General features: G+C 59.8%; 18 protein-coding genes. 9 read left to right on the top strand and 9 right to left on the bottom strand.

Annotated elements, in window-relative coordinates:
* Window positions 1-9: 9 nt before the first annotated feature.
* The 4 genes from IM284_RS03500 to IM284_RS03485 are packed head-to-tail and all read left to right on the top strand — an operon-like array spanning window position 10 to window position 3,620.
* Window positions 10-1,038: a hemin-degrading factor gene (locus IM284_RS03500; RefSeq protein WP_047368365.1), complete on the top strand. Its 1,029-nt coding sequence runs from the start codon at window positions 10-12 to the stop codon at window positions 1,036-1,038.
* On the top strand, window positions 1,035-1,856 hold the full coding sequence (locus IM284_RS03495) for a hemin ABC transporter substrate-binding protein (protein ID WP_047368364.1): 822 nt from the start codon (window positions 1,035-1,037) through the stop codon (window positions 1,854-1,856). Before IM284_RS03500 ends, IM284_RS03495 begins: the two co-directional genes overlap by 4 nt.
* Window positions 1,856-2,848 (top strand): iron ABC transporter permease, encoded by a 993-nt coding sequence (locus tag IM284_RS03490; protein WP_047368363.1) that lies wholly within the window; start codon window positions 1,856-1,858, stop codon window positions 2,846-2,848. Before IM284_RS03495 ends, IM284_RS03490 begins: the two co-directional genes overlap by 1 nt.
* Window positions 2,841-3,620 (top strand): heme ABC transporter ATP-binding protein, encoded by a 780-nt coding sequence (locus tag IM284_RS03485; protein ID WP_041910427.1) that lies wholly within the window; start codon window positions 2,841-2,843, stop codon window positions 3,618-3,620. The genes IM284_RS03490 and IM284_RS03485 overlap by 8 nt, the downstream gene beginning before the upstream one ends.
* Here IM284_RS03485 and IM284_RS03480 read toward each other — a convergent pair.
* Window positions 3,587-4,510, bottom strand: coding sequence for a LysR family transcriptional regulator (locus IM284_RS03480; protein ID WP_032644866.1), 924 nt, complete (start codon window positions 4,508-4,510; stop codon window positions 3,587-3,589). The two genes, IM284_RS03485 and IM284_RS03480, sit on opposite strands and share 34 nt — an antisense overlap.
* Window positions 4,511-4,650: 140 nt before the next feature.
* Between IM284_RS03480 and IM284_RS03475 the strand changes: the two genes are divergently transcribed.
* From IM284_RS03475 to IM284_RS03455, 5 genes are read left to right on the top strand one after another with little or no spacing between them, the layout of a single operon-like run.
* The gene (locus tag IM284_RS03475) at window positions 4,651-5,358 is read left to right on the top strand and encodes a CoA transferase subunit A (RefSeq protein WP_047368362.1); all 708 of its coding nucleotides are present in this window, start codon (window positions 4,651-4,653) and stop codon (window positions 5,356-5,358) included.
* Window positions 5,359-5,360: 2 nt separating this feature from the next.
* Entirely contained in the window at window positions 5,361-6,017 is a 657-nt protein-coding gene (locus IM284_RS03470) for a CoA transferase subunit B (protein ID WP_041910432.1), read from the top strand.
* A gap of 9 nt (window positions 6,018-6,026) precedes the next feature.
* Entirely contained in the window at window positions 6,027-7,208 is a 1,182-nt protein-coding gene (locus IM284_RS03465; RefSeq protein ID WP_047368361.1) for an acetyl-CoA C-acetyltransferase, read from the top strand.
* A 41-nt stretch (window positions 7,209-7,249) separates the two neighbouring features.
* Window positions 7,250-8,644, top strand: a complete 1,395-nt coding sequence (locus tag IM284_RS03460; protein WP_205623772.1) for a GntP family permease — start codon at window positions 7,250-7,252, stop codon at window positions 8,642-8,644.
* Between the two features lie 10 nt (window positions 8,645-8,654).
* Window positions 8,655-9,425, top strand: a complete 771-nt coding sequence (locus IM284_RS03455) for a 3-hydroxybutyrate dehydrogenase (protein WP_047368360.1) — start codon at window positions 8,655-8,657, stop codon at window positions 9,423-9,425.
* A 43-nt stretch (window positions 9,426-9,468) separates the two neighbouring features.
* On the opposite strand, the gene selO is transcribed toward IM284_RS03455, so the two are convergent.
* The 8 genes from selO to pheT form a co-directional block, all read right to left on the bottom strand.
* Window positions 9,469-10,911, bottom strand: a complete 1,443-nt coding sequence (selO, locus tag IM284_RS03450) for a protein adenylyltransferase SelO (protein ID WP_047368359.1) — start codon at window positions 10,909-10,911, stop codon at window positions 9,469-9,471.
* Window positions 10,912-10,972: 61 nt separating this feature from the next.
* A complete protein-coding gene (locus tag IM284_RS03445; protein WP_028012821.1) occupies window positions 10,973-11,689 on the bottom strand; it encodes an EAL domain-containing protein in 717 nt (238 codons plus the stop codon).
* A 291-nt stretch (window positions 11,690-11,980) separates the two neighbouring features.
* Entirely contained in the window at window positions 11,981-12,445 is a 465-nt protein-coding gene (locus IM284_RS03440; protein WP_028012820.1) for a C40 family peptidase, read from the bottom strand.
* A 74-nt stretch (window positions 12,446-12,519) separates the two neighbouring features.
* The gene (gene btuD, locus IM284_RS03435) at window positions 12,520-13,275 is read right to left on the bottom strand and encodes a vitamin B12 ABC transporter ATP-binding protein BtuD (protein ID WP_047368358.1); all 756 of its coding nucleotides are present in this window, start codon (window positions 13,273-13,275) and stop codon (window positions 12,520-12,522) included.
* Window positions 13,275-13,826 carry a glutathione peroxidase gene (locus IM284_RS03430; RefSeq protein WP_047368357.1) on the bottom strand — a complete coding sequence of 184 codons (552 nt, stop codon included), beginning with the start codon at window positions 13,824-13,826 and terminating at the stop codon, window positions 13,275-13,277. The genes btuD and IM284_RS03430 overlap by 1 nt, the downstream gene beginning before the upstream one ends.
* A 22-nt stretch (window positions 13,827-13,848) precedes the next feature.
* Entirely contained in the window at window positions 13,849-14,829 is a 981-nt protein-coding gene (gene btuC / locus IM284_RS03425) for a vitamin B12 ABC transporter permease BtuC (protein ID WP_045630141.1), read from the bottom strand.
* A gap of 102 nt (window positions 14,830-14,931) precedes the next feature.
* Window positions 14,932-15,231: an integration host factor subunit alpha gene (gene ihfA / locus IM284_RS03420; RefSeq protein ID WP_003857805.1), complete on the bottom strand. Its 300-nt coding sequence runs from the start codon at window positions 15,229-15,231 to the stop codon at window positions 14,932-14,934.
* Between the two features lie 4 nt (window positions 15,232-15,235).
* Window positions 15,236-17,623, bottom strand: a complete 2,388-nt coding sequence (gene pheT, locus IM284_RS03415; protein WP_028012816.1) for a phenylalanine--tRNA ligase subunit beta — start codon at window positions 17,621-17,623, stop codon at window positions 15,236-15,238.
* Between the last annotated feature and the right edge of the window lie 12 nt (window positions 17,624-17,635).

The following is a 17,635-nucleotide window of genomic DNA, read 5'->3' as shown; positions in this document are numbered from 1 at the left end:
GATAAGACAATGCATCACTACGCACGCTGGCTTGAGCTAAAAGAAGAAAATCCGGGTAAGTATGCGCGAGACATCGCAGGGTTAATGAACATCAGCGAAGCGGAGCTGACCTTTTCCCGCGTGGGCCATGACGCCTGGCGACTGCGCGGCGAAATCCGCGATATTCTGGGCGCGCTGGAAGCCGTGGGTGAAACCAAGTGCATCTGCCGCAACGAGTATGCCGTTCACGAGCAGGTGGGCAGCTTCACCAACCAGCACCTGAACGGCCACGCCGGGCTGGTGCTGAACCCGCGCGCGCTGGATCTGCGCCTGTTCCTCAACCAGTGGGCGAGCGCGTTTCACCTCAGCGAAACCACCGCCCGCGGCGAGCGACAGAGCATTCAGTTCTTCGATCGTCAGGGCGATGCGGTGCTGAAGGTCTACACCACGGACAACACCGACCTCGCCGCCTGGGGCGACGTGCTGACCCGCTTTATCTTTGCCGATAACCCGCCGCTTGAGCTGAGCGCTGGGGATGTCCCGGCTCACGCCGAAAACGCGGATGCCGCTCTCGTGGACAAAGAGTGGCGCGCCATGACCGACGTGCATCAGTTCTTCAGCCTGCTCAAGCGCCACAATCTCAGCCGTCAGCAGGCGTTTCGCATGGTGGGCGACGACCTGGCCTGTAAGGTGGAGAACAGCGCGCTGGCACAGCTGCTGGAAGCGGCTCGCCGGGACGGCAACGAAATCATGGTCTTCGTCGGCAACCGCGGCTGCGTGCAGATCTTCACCGGCGCGGTGGAAAAAGTCGTGCCGATGAAAGGCTGGCTGAACGTCTTTAACCCTGCCTTTACACTGCATCTGCTGGAGGAGACGATCGCAGAGAGCTGGGTGACGCGCAAGCCCACGGCTGACGGCCACGTCACCAGCCTGGAGCTGTTTGCCGCCGACGGCACGCAAATCGCCCAGCTTTACGGCCAGCGTACCGAAGGTGAGCCGGAGCAGAGCCAGTGGCGCAGCCAGATTGACGCCCTGACGCCAAAAGGGCTGGCCGCATGAAAACGTGGTTAGCCCTGCTGAGCGCCCTGCCTCTGGTGGCGTTTGCCGCCGCGCAGGAGAAAATTGTCGCCCTTGGCGGCGACGTGACGGAGATTGTCTACGCGCTTGGCGCGCAGTCTTCGCTGGTCGCGCGCGACAGCACCAGCCAGTGGCCGCAGGCGGCAAACGATCTGCCTGACGTGGGATATTTACGCCAGCTTAACGCCGAAGGCATTTTGTCCATGCGCCCCACGCTGGTGCTGGCCAGCGACCAGGCGCAGCCGTCTCTGGCGTTGAAGCAGGTCGAACAAAGTCACGTCAGGGTAGTAACCGTTCCCGGCCGCAACGACCTGAGCGTCATTGACGAAAAGGTTCGGGTGATTGCCAACGCTACGCACCGTGAAGCCGAGGGGGAAGCCCTGCGCCACACGCTGCGTCAGGCGCTGGCGGCCCTGCCCTCCGCGCCCCTCAACAAGCGGGTGCTGTTTATCCTCAACCACGGGGGAATGACCGCAATGGCCGCCGGGCAGCAGACCGGCGCAGACGCTGCCATCCGTGCCGCCGGGCTGCAGAACGCGATGCAGGGATTCACCCGCTATCAGCCGCTGTCTCAGGAAGGGGTCATTGCCAGCCAGCCCGATCTGGTGGTGATTTCGCAGGACGGCGTGAACGCGCTGGGCGGCGAAGAAAACCTGTGGAAGCTGCCCGGTCTGGCGCAAACCCCGGCGGGACGGAACAGGCAGATGCTGGCGATTGATGATATGGCGCTGCTGGGCTTCAGCGTGCGAACGCCGGATGCCATCCAGCAGCTGCGCGCCAAAGCGGAGCAACTGCCCTGATGTCCCGGCGGATCGCCTTGTCGTTGTGGATGCTGGCCGCGATCCTGAGCATCATGACGCTCACCGCGACCGGGTTTGGGGCACTGCACCTGCCGGTCAGCCTGCTGTGGAGCGGCAGCGATGAGGCCATGCGTCAGATCTGGCTTACCATTCGCCTGCCCCGCGTACTGCTGGCGCTGGTGATTGGCGGAGCGCTGGCGCTGGCCGGCTGTGTGATGCAGGGGCTGTTCCGCAACCCGCTGGCGGACCCGGGTCTGCTGGGGATCAGCAGCGGCGCGGCGCTGGCGGTGGCGCTGTGGGTGGTCATTCCCGCCGCGTTACCTGCCCTGCTGATGCTGTATGCCCCGATGCTCGCGGCGTTCCTCGGCGCGCTGGCCGCAACCGTCATTATCTTCCTGCTTAGCCAGCAGCGTCACGGCTCCCTGTCCCGCCTGCTGCTGGTGGGGATCGCCATCAACGCCCTGTGCGGCGCGGCCGTCGGGGTGCTCTCATGGCTCAGCAACGATGCCCAGCTTCGCCAGCTTTCCCTCTGGGGAATGGGCAGCCTCGGGCAGGCGCAGTGGTCCACCCTGCTGGCGGTAACATCGCTGATGGTGCCCGCGGTGCTGATTATCTGGCGGCAGGCCGCCCCGCTCAACCTGCTGCAGCTGGGCGATGAAGAGGCGCACTATCTCGGGGTGGATGTCGCGATGGTACAGCGGATCCTGCTGCTGTGCAGCGCCCTGCTGGTTGCCGCGGCGGTAGCCGTCAGCGGCGTGATCGGCTTTATTGGCCTTGTGGTGCCGCACCTGATGCGCATGTGGCTGGGGGCCGACCACCGGGCCGTCGTACCCGGCTCGGTGCTGGCCGGTGCGCTGCTGCTGCTGGTTGCCGACACGCTGGCGCGCACCCTGGTCTCTCCGGCGGAGATGCCCGTCGGGTTATTGACCAGCCTTCTCGGCGCGCCGTGGTTCCTGTGGCTTATCTTTCGTCGCGGAGGTACGCATGGCTGAACGTTATTGTGCAGAGAAAATCTTCTTTCACGCCGGGCAGCGGACGCTGATCGACGATGTGTCGCTTACCCTCTCTCAGGGTGAGCTGGTCGCCCTGATTGGCCCCAACGGTGCCGGGAAATCGACGTTATTGCGGCTGCTTACCGGCTATCTCAAGCCCGCAAGCGGACGCTGCACTCTGGCCGGAACGCCGCTTGCGGACTGGCCGCCGGATACCCTCGCGCGCTACCGGGCGGTGATGCGCCAGAATACTCAGCCCGGATTCGACTGGCCGGTGGACGCGGTGGTCGGTATGGGACGCGCGCCCTGGACTCGCTCCCCTGAAGCGTCGGTAGTTGAGGAAGTGATGGCGATAACGGGCTGTCTACCGCTGGCGGGCAGACGCTATTCGACGCTCTCCGGCGGCGAGCAGCAGCGGATCCAGCTCGCCCGCGCGCTGGCCCAGCTCTGGTGCGACGGAGCCCCGCGCGGCTGGCTGTTTCTTGATGAGCCCACCTCCGCGCTGGATCTCTACCACCAGCAGCATCTGCTGCGCCTGATGAGATCCCTGACCCGTCGGGGTCATCTCCACGTGTGCGTGGTGCTGCACGATCTCAATCTGGCGGCGCTGTGGGCGGATCGCATTCTGCTGTTACACAACGGCAGGCTGGTCTCCAGTGGCACACCGGAGGACGTGCTGCAGGCCGGGACGCTGGCGCGCTGGTACGGCGCACAGGTGCGCGTCGGCAGCCATCCGGATCACCCCGTACCGCAGGTATTTCTCGCCCCGTGAGCGGGCTGGTAAAAATCCTTCAGCGTTTCCAGCAGGGCATGCGCCGCTTTAGAGAGCTGCGTGTGCCCCGGATGGATTGCCCCGATGCACTTTTCAATGGGCGGATTATCGAGCGGTATACAGACCGCGCCCAGCGCCGTCATCTGCGCTTCGCAGAGCGCCGGTACGGCACTGCCGCCCAGCCCGCTGGCGACCATGCGACCTACCGTCACCAGCTGATGACTCTCCAGCGCCACGTCCAGCTTTCTGCCGCTTCGGGCCAGCTCCTCCTCCATCATCAGACGTACCGCCGATGGGCGCTGCAGGGTAATAAAATCCAGCGTCAGTAGCTCTTCCCAGGCCAGCCGCTTTTTGCCCGCCAGCGCAGAGTCCTTCGGCACAATGGCTACAAACCTGTCGAGCCCCAGCGGCGTAAACAGCAGGTTGTGCGTGGGGGCCGGCTCAAAGGCGATCCCCATCTCAACCCGCCCTTCCCGCACCATCTCAATCACCTGCTCGTTAATGACGTCATGCACGGTGACGTTGATCCCGGCGTGGCGATCGCGAAACGCCTTGAGCACCTCCGGTAAAACGTTGGCGGCAAATGACGGCATCGCCGCGACCGAGATTTTGCCGCGCTGCAGGGTAAAGCACTGGTGCATCGCCTCCTCCACATTATCCCAGTCGGCAAGCAGCTGCCGCGCCATCGGCAGAAACGTCTCCCCTTCCTGCGTGAGGGCAACCTTGCGCGTGCTCCGCTGCAGCAGCGGGCCGCCGAGCGCGTCTTCCAGACTTTTAATCGTCAGGCTCAGGGCCGGCTGGGAGAGATTTAAGCGTTCGCTGGCGTGCGCGAAATTGAGAGTGTGAGCTACCGCTAAAAACGCGCGTAACTGTTTGACACTCATTCTCATTTTTCATCCTGTTAACTAATTGAAAAGAATTAGTTAGCAGGAAATTAATAAGAAAACCAAATGAGTGGGTCACAAATTCAAAATTAACAAATGAGTCGCCGCCCCTAATGATACCGGCACGGTTAACGGGAGGGATGACTATGGCAGGACTGGATAAGCGCGTCGGCAGCTATGCGCAGGCGCTGGACGGGCTGACGGACGGAATGACCTTGCTGGCGGGCGGCTTCGGCCTGTGCGGCATTCCGGAGAACCTGATTGCGGAGGTCCGGCGCCGTCAGGTGAGAGATTTGACCTTGGTGTCAAACAACTGCGGCGTGGATGGATTCGGCCTGGGGATACTGCTCGAAACGCGGCAGGTTCGCAAAGTGGTGGCCTCTTACGTCGGCGAGAACGCGCTGTTTGAGCAGCAGGTGCTGAGCGGCGAGCTGGAAATTGAGCTTACGCCGCAGGGCACGCTGGCGGAAAAGGTGCGCGCGGGCGGGGCCGGTATTCCGGCGTTTTATACGGCCACCGGCTACGGCACGCCCGTGGCGACCGGCAAGGACGTGCGCCAGTTCGCGGGGAAGCACTACATCCTCGAGGAGGCGATCGTCGGCGATTTCGCGCTGATCAAGGGGTGGAAAGCGGACTGGTACGGCAACGTCATCTATCGCCATACCGCGCAAAACTTTAATCCGCTGATGGCAACGGCGGGCCGGATCACGGTGGTGGAGGTGGAAGAGATTGTTCCGCCGGGTGAACTGCCCCCGTCGGCCATTCACACCCCGGGAATTTACGTCGACAGGCTGATTGTCGGCCAGTTTGAAAAACGCATTGAGCAGCGCACCTTGCGCGCGCAAGGAGTGTGACGATGTTAACCCGTGAACAGATGGCCATGCGCGTCGCCCGCGAGCTGCGCGACGGTTATTACGTCAACCTGGGGATCGGCATCCCTACCCTGGTGGCGAACTACATTCCGGACGGGATGGACGTGATGCTGCAGTCGGAAAACGGCCTGCTGGGGATGGGGGCTTTTCCCGACGAGCAAACCCTTGATCCTGACATGATCAACGCCGGTAAACAGACCGTGACCGCGCGGACCGGCGCGGCCATTTTCGACTCGGCCCAGTCGTTTGCCATGATCCGCGGCGGCCACGTGGACCTGACCGTGCTGGGCGCATTTGAAGTGGACGTGGAGGGCAACATCGCATCGTGGATGATCCCCGGAAAGATGGTGAAGGGCATGGGCGGCGCGATGGATCTCGTTGCCGGGGCGCAGAACATCATTGTGGTGATGACCCACGCCTCAAAGAGCGGTGAGTCGAAGCTGCTGCCGCGCTGCACGCTGCCGCTCACGGGCGCGGGCTGTATCCGTCGGGTCCTGACCGATCTCGCGCTGCTGGAAATTCAGGACGGCGCGTTCATCCTGCGGGAATACGCCCCGGGCGTCAGTATTGACGAGATCGTGCGTAAAACAGCAGGGAAAATCATTGTGGCGGACGACGTGCGCGAGATGCGCTTCACCTGAGGGGTCAGCATGAAAAAGGTCATGATTATCGGGGCAACGCGAACCCCCATTGGCAGTTTTCGCGGATCGCTCTCGTCCCTTTCTGCGGTTGAGCTTGGGGCCGTCACGGTACGGCGTCTGCTGGAGAACAGTGGTCTCAGCGCCGAACAGGTAGATGAAACGATTTTCGGCCAGGTTCTGACGGCCGGATGCGGGCAAAACCCCGCCCGCCAGACGGCCATCGGCGCCGGATTGCCCGTCAGCACGCCGGCGACCACCGTCAACCTGGTGTGCGGCGCGGGCTTAAAAGCGGTCCAGCTCGCCGCCCAGGCGATCCGCTGCGGCGACGCGGAGATGGTTATCGCCGGCGGTCAGGAGAGCATGAGCAACGCCCCGTATCTGCTGGACGGCGCACGTGCCGGGCTGCGTTTCGGGCATGCCGGCCTCAAGGACAGCATGATTACCGACGGCCTGTGGGATGCATTCAACGATTACCACATGGGGATCACCGCTGAAAACGTCGCCCGCGAGTATGACATTTCCCGCGAGCAGCAGGACGCCTTCGCCGCCCGCTCGCAGCAAAAAGCGGCGTCCGCCATTGAGTCCGGCCGGCTTGACGCCGAGATAGCGCCGGTGACGGTGAAACAGGGTAAAAAGCCGCCGCTGGTTATTGATCGTGACGAACAGCCCCGACCAGGCACTACCGCAGAGCAGCTTGCGCAGTTGCGTCCCGCCTTTTTGCACGAGGAAGGCACCGTCACGGCGGGGAATGCCTCCACGCTCAACGACGGTGCCGCCGCGGTGCTGCTGATGAGCGAGGAAAAGGCGCGGGAGAGCGGATTGCCTGTCCTTGGCCGCATCGTGAGTTACGCCGTGACGGGCGTTGACCCGTCAGTAATGGGCATGGGCCCGGTCAGCGCCTGCCGGACGGCGCTGGCGCGGGCGGGCTGGACGCTCGACGAGGTGGACCTCATTGAAGCCAATGAAGCCTTTGCCGCCCAGGCGCTGGCGGTGGGCCAGCAGCTCGGCTGGGATGAGCACAAGGTCAACGTTAACGGCGGTGCCATCGCCCTGGGCCATCCGATTGGTGCTTCCGGCTGCCGAATTCTCGTGACCCTGCTGTACGAAATGCAGCGCCGTGACGTTAAAAAAGGGCTCGTCACCCTGTGCGTAGGCGGCGGACAAGGCATTGCCCTGACCGTCGAGCGTTAAACCTCTCGTTGGTACCCGAATAATAAGTAAAGTGAGGAGTCATAATGAGTGTGTTAATAGCCCTGGCGGCGCTGGCACTGCTGATGCTGGCGGCCTACCGCGGATACAGCGTTATTTTGTTTGCGCCGATCGCGGCGCTCGGTGCCGTGCTGCTGACCGATCCGGGTGCCGTCGGCCCGACGTTTACCGGCCTGTTTATGGAAAAGATGGTGGGCTTCGTCAAGCTCTACTTCCCGGTGTTCCTGCTGGGTGCGGTGTTTGGCAAGCTGATTGAGCTTTCCGGCTTCTCACGCTCCATCGTCGCCGCCGCAATCCAGATCCTCGGGCGTCGACACGCCATCCCGGTGATTGTCCTGGTATGCGCGCTGTTAACCTACGGCGGCGTTTCGCTGTTCGTGGTGGCGTTTGCGGTGTACCCGTTTGCCGCCGAGCTGTTTCGCCAGAGCGGCATCCCTAAGCGGCTGATACCGGCCACCGTGGCGCTGGGGGCATTCTCGTTTACCATGGACGCCCTGCCCGGCACACCGCAGATCCAGAATATCATCCCCACCAGCTTCTTCGGCACGAACGCCTGGGCGGCCCCATGGCTGGGGCTTATCGGCTCTCTGTTTATTATCGTCTTTGGCCTGCTCTGGCTGGAGCGCCAGCGGCGTAAGGCGCTCAGCAACAACGAGGGTTACGGCACGGATCTGAAAAATGAACCCGAGACGCCGGATAACATTAATCTCCCGCATCCGCTGATTGCTATCTCCCCGCTGCTGGTAGTGGGCATACTGAACCTGCTGTTTACCCGCTGGATCCCCGGCTGGTACGGCGTGAGTCACGAGCTTACCCTGCCCGGCCTGGCGAAACCGATTGTGACCGAGGTGGGCAAGATCACCGCCATCTGGGCCGTGGAGGCGGCGCTGATCGCCGGTATCGTGCTGGTGCTGGTTTTTGGCTTTCGCAATATCCGGGGGCGTCTGGCTGAAGGCAGCCGAACGGCGGTGAGCGGAGCCATTCTGGCGGCGATGAATACCGCCTCGGAATACGGTTTCGGCGCGGTTATCGCGGCGCTGCCTGGGTTCCTGGTGTTATCCAAAGCGCTGGCGGCCATTCCGAATCCGCTGCTGAATGAGGCCATCAGCGTGACCGTGCTCGCGGGGATCACCGGTTCGGCGTCCGGCGGGATGAGTATTGCCCTTGCCGCCATGTCCGACTCGTTTGTCGCCGCCGCCCATGCGGCCAATATCCCGCTTGAGGTGCTGCACCGCGTGGCCTCGATGGCGAGCGGCGGGATGGATACCCTTCCCCATAACGGCGCGGTGATTACCCTGCTGGCTATCACCGGCCTGAGCCATCGCCAGGCCTACGGCGGCATTTTCGCTATCACCATCATTAAAAGTCTGGCAGTACTTTTTGTCATTGCCGTGTTCTATCTGACCGGCATTGTGTAAGGAGAGAAAAATGAATCTGAACGGTAAAACCGCCCTGGTCACCGGCTCAACCAGCGGCATTGGTCTGGGGATCGCCCGCGTGCTGGCGAAGGCGGGCGCGCAGCTGATCCTCAACGGCTTCGGCGACAGCGGATCGGCACGAGAAGAGATTGCGCAACTGGGCAAAAAGCCGGGCTATCACGATGCGGATCTGCGGGACGTATTGCAGATTGAGGCCATGATGCGCTACGCCGAATCGCAGTTTGGCGGCGTGGACATTCTTGTGAACAACGCCGGGATCCAGCACGTGGCCCCGGTTGACGCCTTCCCGGTAGAGAAATGGAACGACATTATCGCCATTAATCTTTCCGCGGTGTTTCACACCAGCCGGCTGGCGCTGCCGACCATGCGGGATAAAAACTGGGGGCGCGTCATCAATATCGCCTCCGTTCACGGGCTGGTCGCGTCGAAAGAGAAATCGGCCTACGTTGCGGCCAAGCACGGCGTGGTGGGCTTTACCAAATCCCTGGCGCTGGAAACCGCCCGCACGGGTATTACCGCCAATACTATTTGCCCCGGCTGGGTACTGACCCCGCTGGTGCAGCAGCAAATCGACAAACGTATCGCGGACGGCGTACCGCCGGAGCAGGCTCGCGAACAGCTTCTGGCGGAGAAACAGCCTTCAGGGGAGTTTGTTACCCCGGAACAGCTGGGCGAGCTGGCGCTGTTTTTGTGCAGCGACGGCGCCGTGAACGTTCGCGGCGCTGCGTGGAATATGGATGGCGGCTGGGTTGCTCAGTGATGAACAGGCCGGGTAAGGCAACGTCGCCGCCCGGCTAAAATCGCTAGCTTGAGCAGCTGACCTCCAGCCGCTTGCCCCAGTCGGGCGGGCGGCTGACGTAGTCATCATCCCGGTCGGCAAACGGCGTGCGCAACGCCAGATGCAGCCGGTGTAACTCGTCGTACTCACCCTGCTCTGCCTGCTCAATCGCCCGCTGCGCCAGCCAGTTGCGTAATACCATCGCGGGATTCGCTGCGTTCATCTGCGCCTGACGGGTAGCGTCGTCTACCTGCTCCTGCTGCAGCCGCGTGCGGTACTGTGCAAACCAGTCGTCAAACGCCTGACGGTCAATAAACTCGTCGCGCAGCGGCGAGGCGGCGCTGTGCTGCTCCGTCTGGCCCAGCATTCGGAAGGTGCGGGTGTAATCGCTCCCTTCACGCGCCATCAGGGTAAACAGGCCGTTGAGGATGTCGTTGTCGCCCTTCTCCTGGGTCATCAGCCCCAGCTTGTTACGCATCAGCGTGCCGTATTCCCGTAGCAAAAGGTCCTGATAGCTGTCGAGCGCATCGTTCAGGGCATCAACGTCAATAAACGGCGATAAGGTTTGTGCGAGCCGCTGGAGGTTCCACAGCCCAACCGCCGGCTGATTGTCAAAGCTGTAACGCCCCTGATAGTCAGAATGGTTGCAGATATACCCCGGCTGATAATCGTCCAGGAAACCAAACGGACCGTAATCAAAGGTCAGGCCGAGAATCGACATGTTGTCCGTATTCATGACCCCGTGAGCAAAGCCCACCGTTTGCCAGCGCGCAATCATCGTGGCGGTACGGGCAACCACGTCCCGGAACCAGAGAACGTATTTATCCGCCTCATCCTGCAGATGCGCCCAGTGGTGGCGAATGGCGAAGTCCGCGAGCTGGCGAACCTTGTCCGGCTCGCGGCGATAGTAAAAGTGCTCAAAATGACCAAAGCGGAGATGGCTTTGCGCTATGCGCATCAGCATCGCCCCCTTTTCCACCGTTTCGCGCGTCACCGGCGTGTCGCTGGTGACGATCGACAGCGCGCGGGTGGTGGGAATCCCCAGCGCATGCATCGCTTCGGATGCCAGACTTTCGCGTATCGTTGACCGCAATACCGCGCGCCCGTCGCCCATTCGTGAGTAAGGGGTAAGACCTGCGCCTTTCAGATGCCAGTCAACCGTCTCCCCGTTGGGAAGCCGTTGTTCGCCGAGCAGGATCCCCCTGCCGTCACCCAGCTGCCCCGCCCAGACGCCAAACTGGTGTCCGCTATAGACCTGGGCCAGAGGCTGCATACCGGGGAGAAGCGTCTCGCCTCCCCAGACGCCAGCACTGTCTGAACGCTGAAACAGATCGGGCGGAATAGCCAGCTCATCGGCCAGCCGTTCGTTATGCCAGATAAGACGTGAATTATGTAACGGTGTTGGTTTGAGTGCGGTGTAAAAGCCAGGCAACTCGTCATGCCAGTGAGCAGTAAAAGACAGGGTCATAAGTCCTCCTGCCTTTAGTGTAGAGGGTTTACCCGGACTTAAACACGGGCGAAAGGCAGGGTTATCGCTGTTGAACCAGCGTCGTGACGTGCTCCGCCGAGACGGCTGGCCAGAGCGCACCCTGCATGGCACCAAAATTGAAGGACAGAACGCGCTGCAGCAAACCGTGGTCGTCAATGCCGGAGACGATCACCGACTGGCAGTGCGGCGTTATTTGCCAGAGGATCGCGCGCATAAAAGGCTCGAAAGAAAGCTCAGAAGCACGCTGCTGGATGAATCCTTTATCAAGAATAACCCGTTTAAATAATCCATCATAGACGGCCTTGAGCGATGCAGCACCGGCTCCAAAGTTTGCCAGCACCAGCGGAAAATGGATCGCCATTCTTGCCAGCTGCAGATCGTCCTTTCCGTTATTTAAACCTGGATAGTTCTCATTAACAGTAAACTCAAGAAACGGATAACGCTCAAGAATTGAAACAGCATTCCCATTACTTAATAAAAATTCAACAATTGCTGGTGTAATATTGATCCATGCAATTAACTGATGCTGAATAAAAAACAGTTTACAGGTATCAAGCAATTGCAGTTTTTCGTTAAACAGCGCTAACTCCTCTGCCGCTGAAAGCCGAGGGATAACGAGCTCAGTGGGGATCCTCACATCGGTGCCGACGCCAGTAAAGTTAACCAGTATTTCTAAACCTTTTAGCTCGCCTGCGCTATTACGGGCAGGCAGAAGCATCAGTTCAGACTGGTAAGCATTATCTAGCGTAATAATCATTGCACTCGCCCCGCATTAAAGATGAGAGAGGACATCCTGGAGCAATTGCTGACACAATTCCACTGTCTTGATTTTAATAAGTTTAATTTCATTAGTTCCGTATTAATTTTCAGATTTATCCCTGAATCTAAAATAATCTTATCCTGGTTACTGAGTAATAGCCAGTTTTAGATAAAACAGACACATAAGGATGTTGCTAATTTAGGTAAATTTAACTTTAATCAGCTTATTTGAGAAAAACGGCATGGTTTAATAGTTACCATGCCGACATAAGAAACGTGTTCGGGCAGTCTAAATACGTCGCGCCTGCCAGAAATTTTTACGCCAGTACACGTTATCGAGAGAAGAGCGCATCACGCCGCGGCTGGTAGAGGCATGAATAAACTGATTGTCTGTATCATATATCCCAACATGCAGGCCGCTTTCTCCCGATCCGGTTTTGAAAAAGACCAGATCACCGGGAAGGAGATCGTCTTTATCAATTTCAGTGCCTATTTCCGCCTGCTTGCGCGTGTCTCGCGGAAGCTGTAAATCAAACTTGTCACGAAACGTCATCAGGACAAAGCCTGAGCAGTCCACCCCGCCGCGGCTCATGCCGCCGTAGCGGTAAGGCGTGCCGCGCCAGTTGCTCAGCTGATCGTTAAGGCTGGCAATAACAGTGATAGAATCCGATAGCCGCGGATTAGGCGGCGGTGCACGATGGCTGCTGCATCCCGCAAGAAAGAGTGCCGCCACGAAGAGAAACCAGAATCGCATTTTCAGACGAATCCTCTGCTTTTATTGTTCTTTTGGTAATTTAGCGTGCAATTGTGTTCACAGGCAAGAAACGGTTACTCCTGCCCGGTAGAAATCAGCATCTTATGTCCCTCTATATCCAGCCTGCGGAACGACATGTTGTAGGCGCGGGCAAGATTTGGCGGCGTAAGGACCCGATCCCGCGTACCGCTGGCGATCATCCTGCCGCGCGACAGGAGCCACACGCGATGGGCGTGACGTAACGTATGGTTAAGATCGTGGCTGCTCATCACTACGGCGATACCTTTCCTGCTCAGAGCGCTTAGCAGGCTATCCAGCGCCGCCTGCTGGGCAACATCCAGACCGCTCATCGGTTCATCCAGCAGCAGCATCCTCCCGTGAGGATTGCCCGCGGGATGGATCTGCAGAATGACCGCCGCCAGACGCACCCGCTGCCATTCCCCCCCGGAAAGCTGGCTGGCATGCCGGGACAGTTTATCTTCCAGCCCTAACGCTGCAGCCACTTCCTCCAGCAGTGCCGTATGCTGTTTGTCGTGCAGATGCAGCATCAGATAATGCCAGACCGGCATCGCAAAAGGCGGTACCTGCTGCTGCACCAGGTAGCTGCGCCGGTGGGCCAGCGAGGCGGGTGACCAGTCGACCAAAGCATGTTCCAGCAGCGTAATCTGCCCTGGCCCGGTGGTCAGCCCCGCCATCCGCGCCAGCAGCGTACTTTTACCCGCGCCGTTTGGCCCGACGAGATGCAGGATTTCACCCGAATTGATGTCGCAGGTTACCGGCTCCAGACGCCCCTTCTCGGCGACGTCCGTGAGCTGCATCAGCAGCGACATTATTTCGCCAGCGCCAGCTTAATAGATTCCATGACGATCGGGTCCTCAGGCGTCATATCCGGCGAAAAACGCTGAACGACCTGGCCGTCACGACCAATCAGGAATTTTTCGAAGTTCCACAGAATATCGTCCGGATAGAGCGGCGCGCGGCCTTTGCTGGCCATGCGCTCGTAAAAACCGCTATCTTCCGGCGCAACGGCCTTCGGCGCGGCGGCAATCAGCTTCGCATACAGCGGATGGCGGTCTTCACCGTTGACGTCAATTTTGCTGAACATCGGGAACGTCACGCCATAAGTGGTGCTGCAGAAGGTTTTGATCTCTTCTTCGCTGCCCGGCTCCTGGCCCAGGAACTGGTTGCACGGGAAGCCCAGCACGGTAAAACCGTCTTTCTCCCAGGCCTTCTGAATATTCTCCAACTGCTCGTACTGCGGCGTCAGGCCGCATTTCGATGCCACGTTGACGATGAGCAACACCTTGCCTTTGTAGCTTTCCAGCGTGGTGTTATCCCCATCAATGGTGGTCACTTCGGTATTCAGGATATCTGACTGCATAGCATTTCCTCAGGTTGTCGATTTAACGTCCAGCTTTTAATAGTAGCCAGATAAAGACTGGCGCGCCCAGCGTTGCGGTCACCACGCCAACAGGCAATTCTGCGGCCGTCAGGGCGAGACGGGCGATGATGTCGGCCACCAGCAGCGTGGCTGCCCCGGCAACCGCCGAGGCCGGAAGCAAGGTTCGATGATCCGTGAAGCCGCAAAGACGCAGCATGTGCGGAATGACCAGCCCGATAAAGCCAATCGCCCCCGCCAGGGCCACGCTCACGCCTACCAGCCAGCCAATGGCAATGACCAGTACGTTACGCCAGAAACCAATCGGCATGCCGAGCTGGCGGGCAGAGATTTCCCCCAGCGCGAGCCGATTCAGCGGCTGGGCCTGCAGCGCAGCCCACGCGATGACCGGCACCAGCAGCGCCATTAGCCAGCCCTGGTGCCAATCAACGCCGCCAAAGCCGCCCATCATCCAGTACATGAGCTGACGCAGGTCAAAGGAGGTCGAGAAGTAGACCGCCCAGGTCATCAGCGCGCTACAGATGATCCCCAGCGCGACGCCGGCAAGCAGCAGCCGGCTGGTCGACAGGTGACGTCTGGCGAAGCGAAGAAGAATGACTGTGATCAGCAGTGCGCCGAGAATGGCGCTCAGGCTAATGCTCCAGCCGGAGAGTTCTCCCCCGCCCAGCATCACCGCCGCAATCAGCCCGACGCCTGCACCGTTCGACACCCCCAGCAGGCCGGGCTCCGCCAGCGGGTTTTCGAACAGCGCCTGCATAATGGTGCCAGACAGCGCCAGCGCGGCGCCGACCAGGATCACCGCGACGGTGCGCGGCAGGCGAATTTGCCAGACGAAGAGCTGCCCGTCAGGCCCCAGCCAGCTTTCAGGCCCGATCCAGCTGTCGCCTGCGCAGAGGCTAATACCCGCGGCAAGAATAAGCAGCAGCACCAGCAGAAGCAGGCGACGCCGATCGGAACGGTGCTGGCGATGAGCATAATCAAGCATGTGTACGGTTTGTTAGCGAGTGATGTAATTGATTTTACGGCGTGTTTGCCGGAGAGCGCAAAGAAAAAAGGCCGCGTGGGCGGCCTTTTTGGTTAGTTCATATTACTCTGCTTTAGGCGTTGCGTTTTCGACGCGGCTCTTTAACTTCTGGCCGGGTCTGAAGGTCACCACGCGGCGGGCTGTAATGGGAATATCTTCCCCCGTCTTCGGGTTACGGCCCGGACGTTGGTTTTTGTCTCGCAAATCAAAATTGCCAAAACCGGAGAGTTTTACCTGCTCACCATTTTCCAGAGCACGACGGATCTCTTCGAAAAACAGCTCTACCAGCTCTTTGGCATCCCGTTTGCTAAGCCCAAGCTTATCAAACAGATATTCTGACATTTCAGCTTTTGTAAGCGCCATAGGTTCAATCCCTCAATGATGCCTGGAATCGCTCTTTTAATGCCTCTACACATTTGGCGACGGTAGCGGCAATCTCCTCTTCTTCGAGTGTACGGCTGGTATCCTGAAGGATAAGGCTGATAGCGAGGCTCTTGAAACCTTCTGCTACGCCCTTGCCGCGGTACACGTCAAATAAGTTTACGCCAACTACCTGATTTACGCCAACTTTCTTACATTCGGCCAAAATATCTGCTGCGGGCACGTTTTCAGCGACCACAACCGCGATATCACGGCGGTTCGCCGGGAAGCGGGAGACGTCCTGCGCCTGAGGAATGACGCGGTCTGCAACCGGGCTCCACTCCAGCTCGAACACGATGGTACGGCCGTTCAGGTCCAGCTTACGCTCCAGCTCCGGGTGGACAACGCCAATGAAACCAACGCGTTTGCCGTCTAAATAAATCGCCGCGCTCTGGCCCGGATGGAGCGCAGGAATCGCTTCCGCGCGGAACTCAATTTCAGATAATTTACCGGTCAGATCCAGAATCGCTTCCAGATCGCCCTTCATATCGTAGAAATCAACCGTGCCTTTTGCCAGGTCCCAGTGCTCTTCGTAGCGGTTACCGCTGATGGCGCCAGCCAGCATGAGATCCTGACGGATGCCTAAATTTGCCTGATTATCCGGCACAAAGCGCAAACCGCTTTCGAAAATGCGCACGCGGTTTTGCTGGCGGTTCTGGTTGTAAACGATAGTCCCCAGCAGGCCCGTCCACAGGGACAGACGCATCGCAGACATTTCGCTGGAGATTGGGCTTGGCAGGATCAGCGCTTCCTGACCCGGGTGGATCAGCTGCTGCAGCTTAGGATCAACGAAGCTGTAGGTGATCACTTCCTGGTAGCCTTTGTCGTTCAGCATGGTTTTCACACGCTTCAGGGACAGGTCGGCTTCACGGTGGGCGCCCATCACCAGACCCGCCTGCACAGGCTCGTCAGGGATGTTGTTGTAGCCGTAAACACGGGCCACTTCTTCCACCAGATCTTCTTCAATTTCCATGTCGAAACGCCATGATGGCGCAACGGCCTTCCACTCGTCCTGACCTTCGGTCACTTCGCAGCCCAGGCGCGTCAGGATGTCGGTCACCTGCGCGTCGGCAACGTGGTGACCAATCAGGCGATCCAGCTTGCTGCGGCGCAGGGTAATGGTCGCACGCTTCGGCAGGGTCGCTTCGTTGGTGACGTCGATAACCGGACCCGCTTCGCCGCCGCAGATGTCGATCAGCAGGCGGGTTGCACGCTCCATCGCTTTGTACTGCAGCGCCGGATCAACGCCGCGCTCGTAGCGGTGAGACGCGTCGGTGTGCAGGCCGTGACGGCGCGCGCGGCCGGTGATGGAGAGCGGGCTGAAGAACGCACACTCCAGCAGGACGTTTTGCGTTTCGTCGTTGACGCCAGAGTGTTCGCCACCAAAGATACCGCCCATCGCCAGCGCTTTGCTGTGGTCAGCAATCACCAGGGTGTCGGCGTTTAGTTTGGCTTCTGTGCCGTCCAGCAGCACCAGGGTTTCCCCCTCTTTCGCCATGCGCACAACGATGCCGCCGTCGATACGATCTTTATCGAACGCGTGCATCGGCTGGCCCAGCTCCAGCAGAACGTAGTTAGTGACGTCAACCACGGCGTCGATTGAGCGGATACCGCAGCGGCGCAGCTTCTCTTTCATCCAAAGCGGGGTTGGCGCTTTAACGTTAATGCCTTTTACCACGCGACCGAGGTAGCGCGGGCAGGCATCAGCAGCGTCAACCTGAATCGGCAGCACGTCACTGATGGTCGCTTCAACCGGCACAATCTCCGGCGCGTTGAGTTCGGTCTGGTTCAGTACGGCAACGTCGCGCGCCACGCCGATGATACCTAAGCAGTCGGCACGGTTTGGCGTGACGCTGATTTCGATAGTATTGTCATCAAGCTTCAGGTATTCACGGATATCGGTGCCAACTGGCGCATCCAGCGGCAGCTCGATGATGCCGTTGTGGTCGTCGGAAATACCCAGCTCGGAGAACGAGCACAGCATGCCTTCAGACGGCTCACCGCGCAGCTTGGCCGCTTTGATTTTGAAATCACCCGGCAGCACGGCACCGACGGTCGCCACGGCCACCTTCAGGCCCTGACGGCAGTTTGGCGCACCGCAGACGATGTCCAGCAGACGGTCGCCGCCTACGTTCACTTTTGTCACGCGCAGTTTGTCAGCGTTAGGGTGCTGGCCGCACTCGACTACTTCACCCACCACGACGCCGTTGAAGGCACCGGAAACCGGCTCAACGCCGTCAACTTCCAGGCCCGCCATGGTGATCTGGTTGGAAAGCGCTTCGCTGTCCAGCGTGGTGTTAACCCATTCGCGTAACCACAGTTCACTGAATTTCATTGTTCTGTCCTG

The sequence above is a fragment of the Enterobacter cloacae complex sp. P12RS genome, from assembly GCF_014895875.1.
Taxonomy (GTDB): Bacteria; Pseudomonadota; Gammaproteobacteria; order Enterobacterales; family Enterobacteriaceae; genus Enterobacter; species Enterobacter bugandensis.
This window is presented reverse-complemented; position numbering and strand designations above follow the sequence as displayed.

What these genes read in the sequence shown, in the direction of transcription:
- IM284_RS03500 (WP_047368365.1), top strand. Translation starts at nt 10, where the DNA reads ATGCATCACTACGCACGCTGGCTTGAGCTAAAAGAAGAAAATCCGGGT.
- IM284_RS03495 (WP_047368364.1), top strand. Translation starts at nt 1,035, where the DNA reads ATGAAAACGTGGTTAGCCCTGCTGAGCGCCCTGCCTCTGGTGGCGTTT.
- IM284_RS03490 (WP_047368363.1), top strand. Translation starts at nt 1,856, where the DNA reads ATGTCCCGGCGGATCGCCTTGTCGTTGTGGATGCTGGCCGCGATCCTG.
- IM284_RS03485 (WP_041910427.1), top strand. Translation starts at nt 2,841, where the DNA reads ATGGCTGAACGTTATTGTGCAGAGAAAATCTTCTTTCACGCCGGGCAG.
- IM284_RS03480 (WP_032644866.1), bottom strand. Translation starts at nt 4,510, where the DNA reads ATGAGAATGAGTGTCAAACAGTTACGCGCGTTTTTAGCGGTAGCTCAC.
- IM284_RS03475 (WP_047368362.1), top strand. Translation starts at nt 4,651, where the DNA reads ATGGCAGGACTGGATAAGCGCGTCGGCAGCTATGCGCAGGCGCTGGAC.
- IM284_RS03470 (WP_041910432.1), top strand. Translation starts at nt 5,361, where the DNA reads ATGTTAACCCGTGAACAGATGGCCATGCGCGTCGCCCGCGAGCTGCGC.
- IM284_RS03465 (WP_047368361.1), top strand. Translation starts at nt 6,027, where the DNA reads ATGAAAAAGGTCATGATTATCGGGGCAACGCGAACCCCCATTGGCAGT.
- IM284_RS03455 (WP_047368360.1), top strand. Translation starts at nt 8,655, where the DNA reads ATGAATCTGAACGGTAAAACCGCCCTGGTCACCGGCTCAACCAGCGGC.
- selO (WP_047368359.1), bottom strand. Translation starts at nt 10,911, where the DNA reads ATGACCCTGTCTTTTACTGCTCACTGGCATGACGAGTTGCCTGGCTTT.
- IM284_RS03445 (WP_028012821.1), bottom strand. Translation starts at nt 11,689, where the DNA reads ATGATTATTACGCTAGATAATGCTTACCAGTCTGAACTGATGCTTCTG.
- IM284_RS03440 (WP_028012820.1), bottom strand. Translation starts at nt 12,445, where the DNA reads ATGCGATTCTGGTTTCTCTTCGTGGCGGCACTCTTTCTTGCGGGATGC.
- btuD (WP_047368358.1), bottom strand. Translation starts at nt 13,275, where the DNA reads ATGTCGCTGCTGATGCAGCTCACGGACGTCGCCGAGAAGGGGCGTCTG.
- IM284_RS03430 (WP_047368357.1), bottom strand. Translation starts at nt 13,826, where the DNA reads ATGCAGTCAGATATCCTGAATACCGAAGTGACCACCATTGATGGGGAT.
- btuC (WP_045630141.1), bottom strand. Translation starts at nt 14,829, where the DNA reads ATGCTTGATTATGCTCATCGCCAGCACCGTTCCGATCGGCGTCGCCTG.
- ihfA (WP_003857805.1), bottom strand. Translation starts at nt 15,231, where the DNA reads ATGGCGCTTACAAAAGCTGAAATGTCAGAATATCTGTTTGATAAGCTT.
- pheT (WP_028012816.1), bottom strand. Translation starts at nt 17,623, where the DNA reads ATGAAATTCAGTGAACTGTGGTTACGCGAATGGGTTAACACCACGCTG.